The 15,493-nt window shown below is 69.4% G+C and carries 15 protein-coding genes; 11 read left to right on the top strand and 4 right to left on the bottom strand.

The genetic code is table 11. The features are described from left to right. Positions 1–15: 15 nt before the first annotated feature. Positions 16–888, bottom strand: a complete 873-nt coding sequence (locus ACWZEH_RS33610; protein ID WP_456194828.1) for an SCO4651 family lipoprotein — start codon at positions 886–888, stop codon at positions 16–18. 239 nt (positions 889–1,127) lie between these two features. Beyond that, a complete protein-coding gene (locus ACWZEH_RS33615; protein ID WP_456194829.1) occupies positions 1,128–1,550 on the bottom strand; it encodes a DUF6003 family protein in 423 nt (140 codons plus the stop codon). 472 nt (positions 1,551–2,022) lie between these two features. On the opposite strand from ACWZEH_RS33615, the gene ACWZEH_RS33620 reads away from it, so the two are divergent. Beyond that, the gene (locus ACWZEH_RS33620) at positions 2,023–2,247 is read left to right on the top strand and encodes a hypothetical protein (protein WP_456194830.1); all 225 of its coding nucleotides are present in this window, start codon (positions 2,023–2,025) and stop codon (positions 2,245–2,247) included. Positions 2,248–2,364: 117 nt separating this feature from the next. Then, positions 2,365–3,090 carry a VOC family protein gene (locus ACWZEH_RS33625; RefSeq protein WP_456194831.1) on the top strand — a complete coding sequence of 242 codons (726 nt, stop codon included), beginning with the start codon at positions 2,365–2,367 and terminating at the stop codon, positions 3,088–3,090. A 226-nt stretch (positions 3,091–3,316) separates the two neighbouring features. Here ACWZEH_RS33625 and ACWZEH_RS33630 read toward each other — a convergent pair whose 3' ends face one another. Then, a complete protein-coding gene (locus tag ACWZEH_RS33630) occupies positions 3,317–4,228 on the bottom strand; it encodes an NAD-dependent protein deacetylase (RefSeq protein ID WP_456194832.1) in 912 nt (303 codons plus the stop codon). 1,016 nt (positions 4,229–5,244) lie between these two features. On the opposite strand from ACWZEH_RS33630, the gene ACWZEH_RS33635 reads away from it, so the two are divergent. The 6 genes from ACWZEH_RS33635 to ACWZEH_RS33660 all read left to right on the top strand — a co-directional run bounded on the left by ACWZEH_RS33635 (position 5,245) and on the right by ACWZEH_RS33660 (position 10,685). Continuing rightward, positions 5,245–6,438: a PP2C family protein-serine/threonine phosphatase gene (locus tag ACWZEH_RS33635; protein WP_456194833.1), complete on the top strand. Its 1,194-nt coding sequence runs from the start codon at positions 5,245–5,247 to the stop codon at positions 6,436–6,438. Between the two features lie 79 nt (positions 6,439–6,517). Next, entirely contained in the window at positions 6,518–6,724 is a 207-nt protein-coding gene (locus tag ACWZEH_RS33640; RefSeq protein ID WP_456194834.1) for a hypothetical protein, read from the top strand. 208 nt (positions 6,725–6,932) lie between these two features. Continuing rightward, positions 6,933–7,778: an RNA polymerase sigma factor SigF gene (locus ACWZEH_RS33645; protein WP_456194835.1), complete on the top strand. Its 846-nt coding sequence runs from the start codon at positions 6,933–6,935 to the stop codon at positions 7,776–7,778. A gap of 483 nt (positions 7,779–8,261) precedes the next feature. Beyond that, positions 8,262–9,065, top strand: a complete 804-nt coding sequence (locus ACWZEH_RS33650; protein ID WP_456194836.1) for an alpha/beta fold hydrolase — start codon at positions 8,262–8,264, stop codon at positions 9,063–9,065. Then, the gene (locus ACWZEH_RS33655) at positions 9,065–10,447 is read left to right on the top strand and encodes a PP2C family protein-serine/threonine phosphatase (protein WP_456194837.1); all 1,383 of its coding nucleotides are present in this window, start codon (positions 9,065–9,067) and stop codon (positions 10,445–10,447) included. The genes ACWZEH_RS33650 and ACWZEH_RS33655 overlap by 1 nt, the downstream gene beginning before the upstream one ends. Then, complete coding sequence (locus ACWZEH_RS33660) at positions 10,413–10,685, top strand: STAS domain-containing protein (protein ID WP_456194838.1); 273 nt, start codon at positions 10,413–10,415, stop codon at positions 10,683–10,685. The genes ACWZEH_RS33655 and ACWZEH_RS33660 overlap by 35 nt, the downstream gene beginning before the upstream one ends. Positions 10,686–10,988: 303 nt before the next feature. Here ACWZEH_RS33660 and ACWZEH_RS33665 read toward each other — a convergent pair whose 3' ends face one another. Beyond that, positions 10,989–11,162, bottom strand: a complete 174-nt coding sequence (locus tag ACWZEH_RS33665; RefSeq protein WP_456194839.1) for a CsbD family protein — start codon at positions 11,160–11,162, stop codon at positions 10,989–10,991. Between the two features lie 90 nt (positions 11,163–11,252). Here ACWZEH_RS33665 and ACWZEH_RS33670 point away from each other — a divergent pair, with 90 nt between their 5' ends. The 3 genes from ACWZEH_RS33670 (at position 11,253) to ACWZEH_RS33680 (ending at position 15,294) form a co-directional block, all read left to right on the top strand. Then, entirely contained in the window at positions 11,253–11,483 is a 231-nt protein-coding gene (locus ACWZEH_RS33670) for a hydrophobic protein (RefSeq protein ID WP_456194840.1), read from the top strand. 378 nt (positions 11,484–11,861) lie between these two features. Further along, entirely contained in the window at positions 11,862–13,169 is a 1,308-nt protein-coding gene (locus ACWZEH_RS33675; protein WP_456194841.1) for an ATP-grasp domain-containing protein, read from the top strand. A gap of 76 nt (positions 13,170–13,245) precedes the next feature. Next, the gene (locus ACWZEH_RS33680; protein WP_456194842.1) at positions 13,246–15,294 is read left to right on the top strand and encodes a CocE/NonD family hydrolase; all 2,049 of its coding nucleotides are present in this window, start codon (positions 13,246–13,248) and stop codon (positions 15,292–15,294) included. The last annotated feature ends 199 nt before the right edge of the window (positions 15,295–15,493 follow it).

A 15,493-nucleotide genomic window follows, 5' to 3' on the forward strand; every position in this document is an offset into this window, starting at 1 on the left:
CCGGTACGAGACGGATCAGCTCTGCGCCTGGCCACGTTCGAGGGCCTTCTGAGTCAGGTCGGTGACCTGCCGGGACGGCGGTGCCTCCGCCTTCACGTCCGTACCGAAGTCGCTGAACTCCATGACGGTGCGCACCTTCGCCGGCTGAGGGGGCGAGGAGGTCCGGCCCGTGGTGCCCTCCTCCGCGGAGGCCTTGAGCTTCATGTCGATCTGCTGACGCCGGATGCGGCCGTCGTCGTCGAGCCACACGTCCATCGGCAGCGTCGGGCCGAGTTGTCGGCGCAGAGTGGCACCGTTGGGGAGTTCGGCGACGTCGACGGCGACCCGGTAGTGAGTGGTGTTCACCTCGCCGACCTTGGCGGTGCCCTCGCGGGTGACATCCTTGCCGTCGATCGCCTTGGCGAACGCGGCCGCTTGGACAGGATCGTTCACGGACTGGTCCCCGACTGCCTGACGCTCGGCAATCTTCTGCAGATCGATCTTGATCCACGGCTTGCCGTCCGGAGTCTCACCGCGGGGAAGCTTCTGGTAGAGCACCTGATCGACGACCCGCTGTTCGATGCGCCCGCCCTGCGCGCTGAGGGTCATGACGCTGTCACCGTCCTCCAGGTCGACGGTTCCCCGGCCTCTCGCCGTCACCGAGGTGCCGTCGGCCGAAGTCTGCACGCGCAGCGTCACCCGCGCGGTGTCCTGCTCGGCCGTCTTGTCGTAGGCGGAACGGACGGCCTTGGTGTCCTGCTCCCGAGTACTGGACGTCTCCTTCCCCGCCGACCGGTCCTTTCCTTCCGGGGGGTCGCCCTCGTTGCCGCAACCGACCAGCACCGTGCCGGCCAGAACACCGGCCACGGTCGCCGTTCCCACCCGGATACTGCCGCCTGACCTGACCATGTGATGCGTCTCCTCTCAGGTGTGCGCGTACCGGCCCACCGAGGTACCGGCGTGGTGTCCCGACTGCCCCTGTTTGCAGCGAAAACACTTGTGGAGACTGGAGTTTGACGTTGCATCACCGTGACCGCCGATGCGAGGACACCAGGGCGGGGCCACGGCGGCCGGAAGAGGGGGCACCGGCCTGCGGCGCGTCACCGCCGGCCGGCTCCAGCCGCGGTCACGGCCCGGCCGGGACGGTGTCAGTGCGCCGACGCCTTGACGGTGACCAGGTCTTCACCGGTCAGTTCCGCGATGCGGTGTGCCGGCACCCCGGCTGCCAGGGCGCGGGCGAGCAGCGCGTCCCTGCCGTCCGAGCAGGAACGGTAGGCCAGCAGTTCCTCCTCCAGCCGGGCGACGTTGTGCGGCGCGGCATGCCGGCGTACGTGGCTCAATTCCTCGTCCCCGAGGGGGACCGGCAGTCGCTCGGCATCGTCGGGAAGAGCTGCCGTCTCCTCCGGCGGCACCAGTCGTAGCCCGGGGGAGGTCGCGGTGACCCCCTGCGCCTGCAGCCACGCCCGGACCGCGGGGGTCTCCATACAGGACAGCTCCCCGACGGCCGAGGGGGGCACGCCGAGCGTCACGGCCGTGCCGTTCAGTAGCACGAGGTAGGCATCGTCGGTCATCTTCGGTTCCTTACGGGAGAAGTTCTTGTCCTGACGGCACCTCCTATACCCCCCATCGGCCGTCGCACGACCGCTTCCGATCGGCCCCCGGCCCTCCACGCCCGCCGGGCGGGACCCCGGGTCTTCCGCTGCCTTGCGTCACACGCCTGACTGCTACGGGCTTGCCGATCACCGCTGGCGCCGGCCCTGCCCCGCACCGGTGCGTCGCGCTCCTGCTGGATGAGGCCTCCCGGCCCCGCTCCTGCACGTCCTGCCGGCGGCCGGCCTCGGCCGGCCTCGGCGGGCTTCCCGTCCGCGACCTCGACGAGTGCGAAAGGGCAGGCGGAGCAGGCAGGGCGAGCCGGGACACGAGCACGTGCGCCGCAGGCGCTGTGCCATGAGCGGGACGGTCGGTTCGCCGACGCCGACATGGCGGGGGAGAGGGGCGAGGAAGGCGACCGTCCCCACGGTGTCGGCGCCGCCCAGGCGGTCGATGTCGTGGAGCAGAGACGAGGGAACCGCCTGCGCCATCCGCGTCCGGGCCGTCGGCGACCAGGCCGAACTCCACGTCCGGGCGGGAAGCCTCCACGGATCCGACGCCCTGTACACGCAGGCGCGCATATCGGCAACGGCCCGCCGAACCCGCACCGACTGGTTCGCCCGGCCCCTGTCCACGGAGGGCTGTGACGACGGCAGTGAGCGGGCGAAAACGAGTTGACCGGGTGAACCCGTACGGGCAGGCTCCCTCCACGACCTGGACGAGGTCCTGTTGCCGGTGGACTGCCCCTGCGATCGGCGGGTGGGGCGGTGACGCGACGGATCGGAGATGCGGGAAATGACGTCTCAGCTCCACACCCTCTGCTTCGACGCGAACGATCCCCTTCGCCTCTCGCGCTTCTGGGCCGGCGTTCTGGGCCGGGAGACGGCCGACGGCTCCGAAGACGGTCCCACTCTCCTGCCGGGCGACGACACAGGGTTCCGGATCCGATTCCTCCCGACCCGGGAAGAGAAGTCGGGCCAGAACCGGACGCACTTCGACCTGACGAGCACCTCCCTCGACGACCAGCAGCAGGTGGTGACGAGGGCGCTCGGTCTCGGCGCCCGTCACATCGACATCGGTCAACGCCCCGAGGAGGGGCATGTGGTGCTCGCCGACCCCGAAGGCAACGAGTTCTGTGTCATCGAGCCGGGCAACAACTTCCTCACCGACTGCGGGTTCCTCGGAGCACTCGCGTGCGACGGATCGCAGGAGGCCGGGTACTTCTGGAGCCGGGCCCTGGGCTGGCCGCTGGTCTGGGACCAGGACCAGGAGACCGCGATCCGCTCGCCGCGAGGCGGCCCGAAGATCACGTGGGGTGGTCCACCGCTGATGCCGAAGGCCGGGAAGAACCGTCTGCACTTCGGCCTTGCTCCACCTGCCCATGGTGATCAGCAGGCAGAGGCCGACCGTCTCGTCTCCCTCGGGGCGACGCGCGTCGACATCGGTCAGGGCGAGGCCGGTCGGGTGGTGATGGCCGATCCCGACGGCCACGAGTTCTGTGTGCTGACACCCCGGGACTGAAGGGGAACGACCACCGCTTCAAAGGTGCTCCTGCTCGAAAACGGCGATGACCGTGCCAGATCGGTCGGCGTGGCGGGAGTGCCGCCGGTCGAATGACCGGCGCCTGCAGGGGCTGTGATCGGACCGGGTGGTCCCGGCGAGGCCCTCCCGGTGGGGATTTTTCGCGGCCCTGCGCCGATACGAGGGAAGGAACCGGCTCGATGAGTCCGTGACGTTCCCGCCGCAGTCACCGCCTCACCCGGACCGTCAACTCGTCGTCGAGGGGGAGGTTCAGCTGGCCGGCCAGGGTGGTGAGAGCCGTTCCCAGTGGGAGCGAGACCCGGGTGACGGCGTGCCGGTCACCCCGGGTGGGGTCCCGGTTGACGATCAGTACGGGCTTTCCGGCCCGAGCTGCGTGGCGGACGAACCGAAGCCCGGACATCACCGTCAGTGAGGATCCCAGAACCAGCAGCGAGGACGCCTCACGGACCAGCGCGCGGCAGTGCTCGACCCGCTGTGGCGGAACGGCTTCGCCGAAGAACACCACGTCCGGTTTGAGGATGCCGTCACAGACCGTGCAGGGCAGCACGCGGAAGCCCTTGACCTGTTCGTCGGTGAGGTCGGCGTCACCGTCCGGATTGATTCCGGCGGCCGTCGGCTCGAAGCCCGCATTGACCTCCTCCAGCCGCTGGGCGAGTTCGCTGCGTGGACTGAGGGCGCCGCAGGAAAGGCAGACGACCCGGGCCAGGCTTCCGTGGAGTTCCACGACGCCCTCGCTGCCGGCGCCCTGGTGCAGGCCGTCCACGTTCTGGGTGATCACCCCTGTGAGCAGGCCGTGCCGCGCGAAAGCTGCCACGGCCCGGTGCCCGGCGTTGGGGCGGGCGCGGCCGAAGGTGCGCCAGCCGAGGTGGCTGCGCGCCCAGTACCGGCGACGGGCCTGAGTGTCGGCGGTGAAGTCCTGGTAGGTCATCGGGGTGTGCCGGCTCAGGCTCCCGCCCTCGCTCCGGTAGTCGGGGATGCCCGACTCCGTGGAGATGCCCGCTCCGCTGAGTACCAGCACACCGCCGGTGCTCAGCGCATCGGCGACCGGCTCCAGATCCGTGGTGCCCGGAGGCAGGTCCTCGGCGGGGAGCCAGTTCAGAGTGGGGCGCATGCGCATACCGCCAGGGTACGGAACAGGCGGCCACCACCCGCCCGCGCTGTCCTTGGCGCCGCTGCGGACCGCTTCTGCCGGTCGCGATCGGCGCTGACGCGATGGTCCGCCTCTCTTGCCGGGCCCGTCCCCGCCGGACGTCGTCCTGCCACACATGTCCGAGGACAAACCCGCACCAGGCACGTTCCGCCGCGGGCGTCTCACCCACGGCTTCGTTCACGTTTCTCTGCTCCGGCACCCCACGCCCCAGCGCGGGGTGCCGGGTCCGGAGCCGTGCCCGGTGCCACGGCAGGCGATCAGCGGCTTCACGCCGAGGCTCCGGACGAGCCGGCGGTACTTGGCACTTGCCGTGGCCGCGGTCGCCCGGCGCCACGTCCGGGCGACCGCGGGGCCGGCCCCGCTTGCCGCCGGTCAGGGTGGCGGCGAGCGGGATGCCGGTGGCGCCGGTGATGCCTGCTGCCCGTCCTGTCCCGGACGACGGGGCTCCGTCCGGTCTTGGCTCCTCTCTCAACGCCCGGACGTGGGAGCCCTCGACGGCCGCCCGGAAGAAGTCCGGGGCGTTCGCACTGTGGAGCCCGGCGAGGAGAACCTGGTGGAGCCGGGGCCGTACCCCGGCCCCGGTCCGCCCGGCCGGGCGGCACCGGCACGTCATGCCCGACCCGAAGCCGAGGTCCTGCGGCAGGTTTTCCCAGGGGATCCCGGTGTGCAGCACGAACAGAACGCCCGGGAACACAGCCGGTCCGGATACCGGGTCCCACGCTCGCCCCTGGGCAACAGCGGCTCGATCACCGGCCACAACCCGTCATCGACCTCCCACGGCTTCGGCCGAACCGCCCCGTACCCCCGGATCAACTGTTCTGGGGTGATCCAGTCCCTTTGAAGATCATTTCGTAGGAGTTCCAACGTCCCGCCGCATCGCCGAGGCTGGAAAGAGATCACCGTCCTGACCAGGTAAGACGGGTGCGCCGGGTGATATCGCGAAAACTCGGGGAAAAAGTTTCGGCAGTCGATGGGAGGTTGCCGTGGAGGGCGGAGATCTGGAGTTGGGCGAGTTGCTGGCCTCTGCGGAGGCGGCGCCGCCCAGTGAGTCCGTGGATGTGGTGGCACGCGACCTGCAAAAGCGATTCGGTGCGGATTGTGTGTCCTTCCTGTTCGTCGATCTCATCGGTCAGCGGCTGGTACGGCTCACCGCGGTCGACGGTGATGCCGCGGACCAGGCCGAGCCGATCGACCTGCGGGGCAGCGTCTACGACACCGTTCTGCAGAGCCAGCGCCAGTATGTGGAACCGGCGGGCCAGGGCGGACGACGCGTCATCACGCCGGTCAGCAACCGTGGCGACTGCATCGGCGTTCTGGAGGTGACCCTGCAGTCCGCCGACGACACCGTGCTCCGACAGGTCCGCGAGGCGGCACACGCGCTGGCCTACGTCATCGTCACGGACCGCCGCTTCACCGATCTGTACCATTTGGGCCGGCGCACCACCGAGACCAGCCTGGCCGCGGAGATCCAGCACCAACTGCTTCCCTCGGCCCCCTGCTGCGAGGCGGCCCAGTTCACCCTCGCCGCCGGGCTGATCCCGGCCGACGACATCGGTGGCGACACCTACGACTACACCCTCGACCGCGACACCCTGCACCTGTCCATCACCGACGCCATGGGCCACGACACGAACTCCGCTCTGCTGGCCACCCTGCTGGTCGGCGCGCTACGGCGGGCACGCCGCAGCGGCTGTGACGCCCTCACGCAAGCCCACCACGCCCACCAGGCCCTGCTGAGCCACAACCGGGGTCTGGCCACCGGACAACTGCTGTGCGTCGACCTCGAAACAGGCCTGTGTGAACTGGTCAACGCCGGCCATCCCTGGCCACTTCGGCTGCGCGACGGCACCGTCGAAGAGGTCAGACTCGCCGTCAACCTGCCGTTCGGTGTGGCGGCACCCACCTCCTATCGTCTACAGGAACTGCAACTGCAGCCCGGAGACCGCCTGATCCTGCTCACCGACGGAATGCAGGAGCGCGGTGCCGCAGCCGTCGACCTGGCCTCGATCGTTCACGACACCCGCACGCTGCATCCAAGAGAAGCCGTCCGAAGCCTGACCGCCGCGGTGCTCGACGCCTGCCGGGGCAACCTCAAGGACGACGCCACGGTCCTGATACTGGACTGGCACGGCAGACATCGCGGATCGGTAGAAACCGGACCGGACTCGCAGCGCTGAGACGCAGCGGTCCGCCGTACGACGCCATTTCGCCCGCCACATCCTTGTCAGTGCCATCGCCCGGGCCGACCTGCGGGACTTGGCCGTCCAGCTCCGACTGCTGCGCCGCTGCGGCCGGACCGCACGGGCGCTCACCCTGACCTTGACGTTCGCGGGCGGCACCGGCCGGGAGAAGGGCAGCCGCCCTGCCGGGCCCTCCGCACAGGATGCCGACCCGCGCACCCTCTCGCCCACCCGCCGACGGATGCCGCCGGTCTCCGGCGTGCCCGACCGGGACTGTACCTGAGAGCCGAGGACTTCATCCACGCCGGCCCGGTCGCCCGACGGATCAGCCCGGACGCCCCCGCGCCCTTGGGCCCCGGGCCGCTCGACAAGTGCGGTCCCTCCTCCGTGCGGGTGCAGGCATAGAGACAGGACGAGGGGGTATTCGCGCAGTGGCGTCGACTGCATAGGGCTGGCGGCGCGGTTGGTTTCGATGGTGGGAGGGACATGTCATGGCGCTCATGAATGTGACGGCAACGGACACGCGGGCACACGGGTTGCCGGAGGTTGCCGATCCCTCTCAGGTGGCGCCGAAGGATGCCCGCGAGCTGTCCAGGCTGTTCTTCGACCAGCTTGCGGTGCTGGAGGAGGGCACGCCGGAGTACAGCTACGCGCGGAACACGCTGATCGAGATGAACATGTCCCTGGTCCGCTTCGCGGCCGGCCGGTTCCGCAGTCGGGGGCCGGAGGAGATGGAGGACATCGTCCAGGTCGGCATGATCGGCCTGATCAAGGCGATCGACCGGTTCGACCTCTCCCGGGAGGCGGAGTTCACCTCCTTCGCCATCCCCTACATCGTCGGCGAGATCAAGCGGTTCTTCCGCGACACCACCTGGGCCGTGCACGTTCCGCGCCGTCTGCAGGAAGCCCGCGTCCAGCTCGCGCGCGCCACCGAGGAACTCCGCAGCCGCCTGGGCCGCACCCCGACGGTGAAGGAGCTGTCGGAGCTGATGAGCCTTCCCGAGGAAGAGGTGCAGGAGGCCCGCCTCGCCGCGAACGGCTACAACTCCTCCTCTCTGGACGCCACCATCAGCGGCAGCGAGGACGGCGAAGCCGCGCTGCAGGACTTCATCGGAGCCCAGGACCAGGCTCTGGAGCTGGTGGAGGACTTCCACGCCCTGGCCCCACTGATCGCGGAACTCGATGAGCGGGACCGGCAGATCATCCACATGCGGTTCGTGGAAGAACTCACCCAGGCCCAGATCGGCGAACGCCTCGGCGTCTCCCAGATGCACGTCTCCCGGCTGCTGTCGCGCACTCTCGCCAGGCTGCGGGAGGGCATGCTCACCGGTCACTGAGAGGGCGCCCGAGCATGGCGGGCACACAGCAGTCCACCAGTGGGCCGACGATTTCCCGAGTCCTCGAGCCCGCGCTGCCGCTGCCGCAGAAGCCGGCCAGCCGGTGGGCTCGCGCAGGTGGAAGTGAGCGGCGGCGTACTTGCCGGTTTCCCGGGCGACGGTGTGCGCCTGGCCGTATAGCCGGGCGGCCAGGCGCAGGGCGGTCCGCTGTCGTCGGATGTGGCTCTTGACGGTGAGCAGGGGCGCGGCGGAGGCGTGCGGAAAGGGAGGCGTCGGCATGCGCCGCTGCGAGGCGGGCAGCGTGGGCAGGGCGGTACGCACGTCACCTCATCAACCACCGTGTCCGCGGGATCGCCCGCTGACGGTTGGTCGCGGCGTACCCGTGAGGAAGTGGGCCGTTCGTCTTTGTGAGAGCGTTGTGCGGGTCGGACAATGGTTCGCAGCCGGGGCGGAAGGGCGAGCGGAACCTGGGAGACTGGCCGGATGGACATCGGCCGCAGGAACAATGTCAACGTCATCGGCAACCCACAGGGGCGGACGGTGGTGCTGGCTCACGGGTTCGGCTGTGATCAGAACATGTGGCGGCTGACGGTGCCGGCTCTGGTCGAGGAGTACGAGGTGGTGCTGTTCGACTACGTGGGTTCGGGCCGTGCGGATCCGTCCGCTTTCTCGGAGGACCGTTACGCCTCGCTGGACGGGTACGCCCGGGATGTGGTGGAGGTGTGCGAAGCGTTCGACCTGCGCGATGCGGTGTTCGTGGGGCACTCGGTCAGCGCGATGACCGGGGTGCTGGCCGCAGGCATGGCTTCGGAGCGCATCGGGGCGCTGGTGATGGTCGCCCCGTCTCCGCGGTACATCGACGACGACGGTTACCGGGGCGGGTTCAGCGCCGAGGACATCGACGAACTGCTGGCGTCCTTGGAGTCGAACTATCTGGGCTGGTCGGCGGCGATGGCACCGGTGATCATGGGGAACGCGGAGCGGCCCGAGCTCGGTGAGGAGCTGACGAACAGTTTCTGCGCCACCGACCCGGACATGGCACGTGTCTTCGCCCGGGCCACGTTCCTGTCGGACTCGAGGGACGATCTGAAAACAGTGCGGGTGCCGACGCTGGTGCTGGAATGCACCCAGGACGTCATCGCCCCCCGCGAGGTCGGGGCCTTCGTCCACCAGGAGATCCCCGGCTCGACGCTGGTCACTCTCGACGCGACCGGGCACTGTCCGCACCTGTCCGCGCCGGAGGCCACCAACGAGGCGATCACCGCTTTTCTGGCCGGCCTGCGCTGATGTGCCGACCCGGGCAGCAGCCCGACCCGCAGGGCACAGGCGACGAGGAAACGGCGAACGCGGCGTTCGCCGCGCTGCTGGAGGACAGCGCCGAGGAACTGTACGAGAGCGCGCCGTGCGGGTATCTCTCCACACTGATGGACGGCACCATCGCGAAGATCAACGCCACGCTGCTGGGATGGCTCGGCTTGGGGCGGGAGGCGGTGGTGGGCCGGATGCGGTTCACCGACTTGCTGACCGTGGGCGGCAAGCTGTACCACGAGACGCACTTCGCGCCGCTGCTGTGGATGCAGGGCGAAATCGGCGGCATCGCCCTGGAGATCAGACAGGCCGATGGCGGACGCATGCCGGTGCTGGTCTCCTCCGTGGTCAAACAGGGCGGCGGCGGCGAACCGCTGCTGATCCGTACCACCGTCTTCGACGCCCGCGACCGCCGTGCCTACGAAGAGGAACTCCTGCGCGGCCGGAAAGCCGCCGAAGAAGCACGCAAACAGGCGGAGGCCGACCGCGCCCGGCTGCAAGACGTCCTCTCCGTACTCCAGCAGTCACTGCTGCCCGCCACCCTGCCGCCGGTCCCCGGAGTGGAGACAGCCGCCCACTACCACACCGCCTCCCCCGAGCGGCTCGGCGGCGACTTCTACGACGTCTTCCCCGTCGACGGCAAACGTTTCGCCTTCTTCCTCGGCGACGTTTGCGGCAAAGGCCCCCAGGCCGCCGCGGTCACCTCACTGACCCGCTACACCCTGCGTGCCGCCGCCCTGCACGACCCCGGCCCCGTCTCCGCTTTGTCGACCCTCAACAAGGTGCTCCACGAGCGTTACGCCGGCAATGGCGACCCGCGCTACTGCACCACCGTCTTCGGCACCCTCGAACCGGACCCCACAACGGGGAAGGTCGCCGTCCGCCTCGCCTCGGGCGGCCACCCCCCGGCTCTCATCCTGCGCGCAGACGGCACAGCCGACTTCCTGCCCACCCCCGGCGGCCTCCTCGTCGGGGTCCTGTCCTCCGCGCGTTTCGTCAGCGCCACCACCGTCCTCGCTCCCGGCGACACTCTGCTGCTTTACACCGACGGCATCACCGAAGCCCGCACCGGCAAGGACCGCACCGCCCTGTTCGGAGACGAAGCGCTCCTCGCCTTCGCCACCGACCACGCCGGCACACCTCCGCAGGCCGTCATCCAGGCCCTGACCGGCCTGCTGGACGGCTTCGGCGACGGCCTCGACGACGACACCGCCCTACTCGCCCTCGGTGTTCCCGCCCTCCAACCCACAGATGACGAATCCATGATGAGCCCGCTGAGGAGTACTGCCCGAGACACCGCCACCGGTCCCGTTCTGGAGATCACCGGTGAACTCGCTGCACAACGCGTCCGAACTACGTGAGTTGCTCACCACGCTCACCCTCCAGCCAGGCCGGCGCCTCATCCTGGACCTGACAGGCACGGAACTCCGTGACCCCGGCGGACTCACCGCCCTGATCGCAGCCCGCGACCACGCCCACGCCGCCCAGGCCGACATCGCGCTCGCAGCCGTCCCTTTCCGCACACTGCGCGTGCGCGTCGCCGGCCTCGACCGGATCTTTCCTCTCCACCCCGACAGCCACTCCGCCGCTCGGTCCTGACTCCAACGGCACCCTGAACATGCGCAGCCGGCCCCGGGGAGGGGAGCGGCGCGGCGGGGACAGACCGCGCAAGGACCGCGTGCATCGTGCAGCGGCCACTTCCGGACGCCAGGGAAACCGGCCGTGCGGAGGAGGGCACCGTGTCGCCGAGACGGGTGATCACGGCTCGCCGGCCTCCCGTGCGGCTGGGATTGTGACTGCCGACGACGAACGCCCGGAGCGCAATAGGCGCGTGGTGTTCTCCGCAGCAAATCGAGGGTCCTCCCGAATTCTTCCGGGAAGACCCTCGACCCGTACAACGCGTCAGTGCTTGAAGGCGTCCTTGGCCTTTTCCTTGGCCTCACGGGCGTCGCCCCTGCTCTTCTGCGCCTGTCCCTCGGCGACCATGCGGTCGTTGCCGAGGGCGCTTCCCAGAGCCTCCTTGGCCTTTCCCTCGGCCTGTTCGGTCTTCGCCTTGGCCTTCTCGCCGGCAGTCATGGAACACGCCTCCTCATATCCTTTGGTGCCGCTGTCGCGGTAAAGCCGCTTGTGCCCCGGCTACTCCTTCACAAACAAGGCGCCCCAGGGATGGAGGGGCGTCGGCAGGACGGGCGGAGCCGCAGGAGGTCGACAACTGTGCCTCCCCTGCTTCTTGTTCTGCTTCTCGCGGTGATCCTTTTCGGCACGGGTCTCGCTGTCAGGATTCTGTGGTGGACGGCCCTCGCCGTGCTGGTGCTGGTGCCGGTGCTGCGGCTGCTGGGCTTCGTGATGCGCTCCACCGCCACCGGCGGTGACCGTGGCCGTTGGTACCGACGGTGACCTGACCTGACCTGACCCGCACCGGACCGGCTCAAGCACTCCCAGGGGAAGCGGGGTGGGTGTGTTGTGGCCGGGGGAGAGGCGGTCATGCGTGACGGAACCGCGCAACCTCCCATCACATTCCGTACCCGGCCCCACCGAAAGCCGCATACGCCGGGCCGAGGGCGGGGGCGGGCGCGGCGCGGCCGTACGTGGGCGGCTGACGACGACATCGCGAGCGTGCGTGCCAGACGTCTTCCGACGGGCGAGAGCGTGAGGACGGGTCTACCCGGAGGGAAGCGTTCCGATTGCCGGCGGCCATTTTGATTGCCGGGCGTCTTCCGGGGTTAGACGACAACGCGAGTCCGCAAACAGCGCGAGTCAACCGGAAGAGGAGCCGTGGAGAAGAAGAACGTCTTTGTGATCGGTCTTGAGGAGTCCAACCTCCCGACGCTGCACGAGGTGCCGGGCGCCCAGTCGCTGCAGTTCCATCGGCTGCTCACCATCGAGGAGCTTCAGGCCGGCGAGGTCTCCCTGGACGGTCTGCTGAAGAAGGCCGAAGGGGTGCTCGACGCCTTCGAGGAGAGCATCGACGCGATCGTCGGTTACTGGGACTTCCCCGTGAGCACCCTCGTCCCGATACTGGCCGAGCGGTACGGGACCCGCAGCACAAGCCTGGAGTCCGTCGTCAAGTGCGAGCACAAGTACTGGAGTCGACTGGAGCAGCAGAAGGTCACCGACAGGCATCCGCGCTTCGGCATGGTCGATCTGGAGTCCGACGACCCCGTGCCACCGGACGGCGTGACCTTCCCGATGTGGCTCAAGCCCGCGCTGTCGTATTCGTCGGAGCTGGCTTTCGGTGTGAAGGACCAGGAGGAGTTCCGTGCGGCCGTCGAGGAAATCCGCTCGGGCATCGCCCGCGTGGGGCGGCCCTTCGAGGCCATCCTCGCCCGGCTCGACCTGCCGCCCGAGATGGAGGGTGTGGGCGGTCAGGTCTGCCTGGCCGAGGAGGCCATCGAGGGTGTCCAGGTGGCGGTGGAGGGATACGTCAACCGGGGCGAGGTCACGGTCTACGGCGTGCTGGACTCCATCAACTACCCGGACTCGTCCAGCTTCCTGCGCCACCAGTACCCGTCCATGCTCCCCGAGCCCGTGCTGCGCAGGCTGCGTGAGGTGACCGAGCGGGTGATGCGGCAGATAGGCATGGAGGCGGCGACCTTCAGCGTCGAGTACTTCTACGACCCGCGGCAGGACGAGATCAACCTGCTGGAGATCAACCCCCGGCACTCCCAGTCGCACGCGGAGATGTTCCACTACGTCGACGGTATCCCCAATCACCACAGCATGATCGCCCTCGCTCTGGACCGGGACCCCGCGCTGCCGCACCGCGCCGGCCGCTATGCGATGGCAGCGAAGTGGTACTACCGCTGGTTCGCGGACGGCACCGTGCACAACGTACCGACGCCGCAGGACATCGCGCGCGTGGAGCGGGAGATCCCGGGTGTACGCATCGACATGGTGCCTGCCGAGGGGCAGCGGCTGTCCGATTCCCCCGGCCAGGACAGTTACAGCTACGAAGTTGCCCACATCTTCACCGGCGGTGACAGTGAAAGGGACTTGCGGGACAAGTTCGACCGCTGTGTGGCCGCGCTGGGCCTGGCCTTCGACGAGACGCGCCCCGGCGGGCGGGGCGAGAAGAACCCCTGACCGCCGGAGCCCGGCGGACCGGCCCCGGTCGCTTCCCACCGGGGCCACACCATGAGGAAAGGAGAGACCCGGCCGCATGCGCTACGTGACCAACCTCCCTTCGGCGACGAAGGAAGAAGAACACGTCGTCATCCCCATGTCCGACGGCACCCGGCTGTCGGCACGCATCTGGCGTCCCGTCTCGTCCGACGACGAACCGGTGCCCGCCATCCTCGAATACATCCCGTACCGCAAACGCGACCTGACGGCCGTACGCGACTCCATGCACCACCCCTACCTCGCCGGCCACGGCTACGCCTGTGTGCGCGTCGACCTGCGCGGCACGGGTGACTCCGAGGGAGTGCTGAAGGACGAGTACCTGGAGCAGGAGCAGCGCGACGCGGAAGACGTTCTCGCCTGGATCGCCGACCAGCCCTGGTGCGACGGCGCCACCGGCATGATGGGCCTGTCCTGGGGCGCGTTCGCGGCGCTCCAGGTCGCGGCCCGGCAGCCGCCGAGCCTGCGGGCGATCGTCATCGCCTCCTTCACCGACGACCGCTACGCCGACGACATGCACTACATGGGCGGCGCCATGCTGTCCGACAATCTGGCCGAGGCGGGCACCATGTTCGCCTACGCCACCTGCCCACCCGATCCGGCCGTGGTCGGGGAGCGCTGGCGCGAGATGTGGCACGAACGCCTGGAGAACACCCGACCGTGGGTGGTGGAGTGGCTGCGTCACCAGCGCCGCGACGAGTACTGGCGGCACGCCTCGGTCTGCGAGGACTACGAGGCCGTGCGCTGCCCGGTGCTCGCGTCCAGTGGGTGGGCCGACGGGTACTCGAACGCGGTGATGCGGCTGCTCGGCCGTCTCGATGTACCGCGCAAGGGGCTGATCGGTCCCTGGTCGCACAAGTTCCCGCACCTGGGCGAGCCCGGCCCGGCCATCGGCTACCTCCAGGAGGTCGTGCGCTGGTGGGACCACTGGCTCAAGGGAGCCGACAACGGCGTCATGGACGGCCCGATGCTCCAGACCTGGATGCAGGAGAGCGTGCCGCCCTCGACGTCGTACGAGGAACGGCCGGGCCGTTGGGTCGGCGAGCCGAGCTGGCCGTCGCCGAACGTCGAGCGCGTGACGTATCCCCTCACCCGGCACCGCATCGGCGCACCGGGCGACACTGCGGCGAAACCTGCAGGCGGCGCCGGGGAGAGAGAGCCGATGACGGTACAGTCCCCGCTGTCCGTCGGTCAGTTCGCGGGCAAGTGGGCCTCGTACAACGCGCCTCCGGACCTCCCCTACGACCAGCGTGAGGAGGACGGCGGCTCGCTGGTGTTCGACACCGAACCGCTCACCGAACCGGTGGAGATCCTGGGCCCTGTCACCGTCGGATTGGACGTGTCCGTCAGCGAACCGGTCGCGACGGTCGCCGCGAGGCTGTCCGACGTGGCGCCGGACGGCAGCGCCACCCGTGTCTCGTATGGTGTCCTGAACCTCACCCGCCTCGACGGCAGGGCCGCCCCCGAGGCGCTGGAACCCGGCCGCCGCTACCGGGCCACTGTCGACCTCAACGCCGTGGCGCAGTCCTTTCCGCGTGGGCACCGCATCCGGCTGTCGCTCTCCACGTCGTACTGGCCCCTGGCCTGGCCGCCGCCCCGGCCGGTGCTGCTGAGCGTGTACGAGAAATCCAGCACGCTCACACTGCCCGTCCGTCCCGTGACCGCGCCCGACGGGCTGCCACGGAACGCGTTCGGCGAGCCGGAGGGCACCCCGCCGCTGGACACCACTCAACTGACGGACCCGGAGGAGCGCTGGCTGGTCACGCGTGACCTCGTCGGATACAACGCCGGGCTGGAGATCGTCAAGGACCGGGGTCTGGTCCGCTTCGAGGACATCGGCCTGGATGTCGGCCGCCGGGCCTGCGAACGCTATGCCTCCGTCGCCGAGGACTTCACGTCCGCCACCGGTGAGTCCACCTGGACCATGCGTTTCCGGCGTGCCGGCTGGGATGTGCGGGTGGAGACGCACACCCGGCTCACGTGCGACGAGAAACGGTTCTTCGTGGACGCCACCCTCGACGGATACGAGGGCGGGCGCCGGGTGTTCTCCCGCACGTGGAACGAGACCATTGCCCGCGACCTCCTCTGACCCGCAGGTCAAGAGGGAGCGAGCAGGCGCCACCGGTGGCCGGGGCAATGGGGTGCCGCCGGTGGCGTTGAGTACTTCGCCGGCGCCGCGCGAGCTGTGCGACTCACCGTCGGGATCGCCCTGGACCCGTGGCCCGGCGTACGTACGCGGCGACAGCCGCGCCTTCGGGCCGACGCCGGTGGGCAGACCCGCGCCGGAA

It is taken from the genome of Streptomyces yamdrokensis (genome assembly GCF_053890455.1).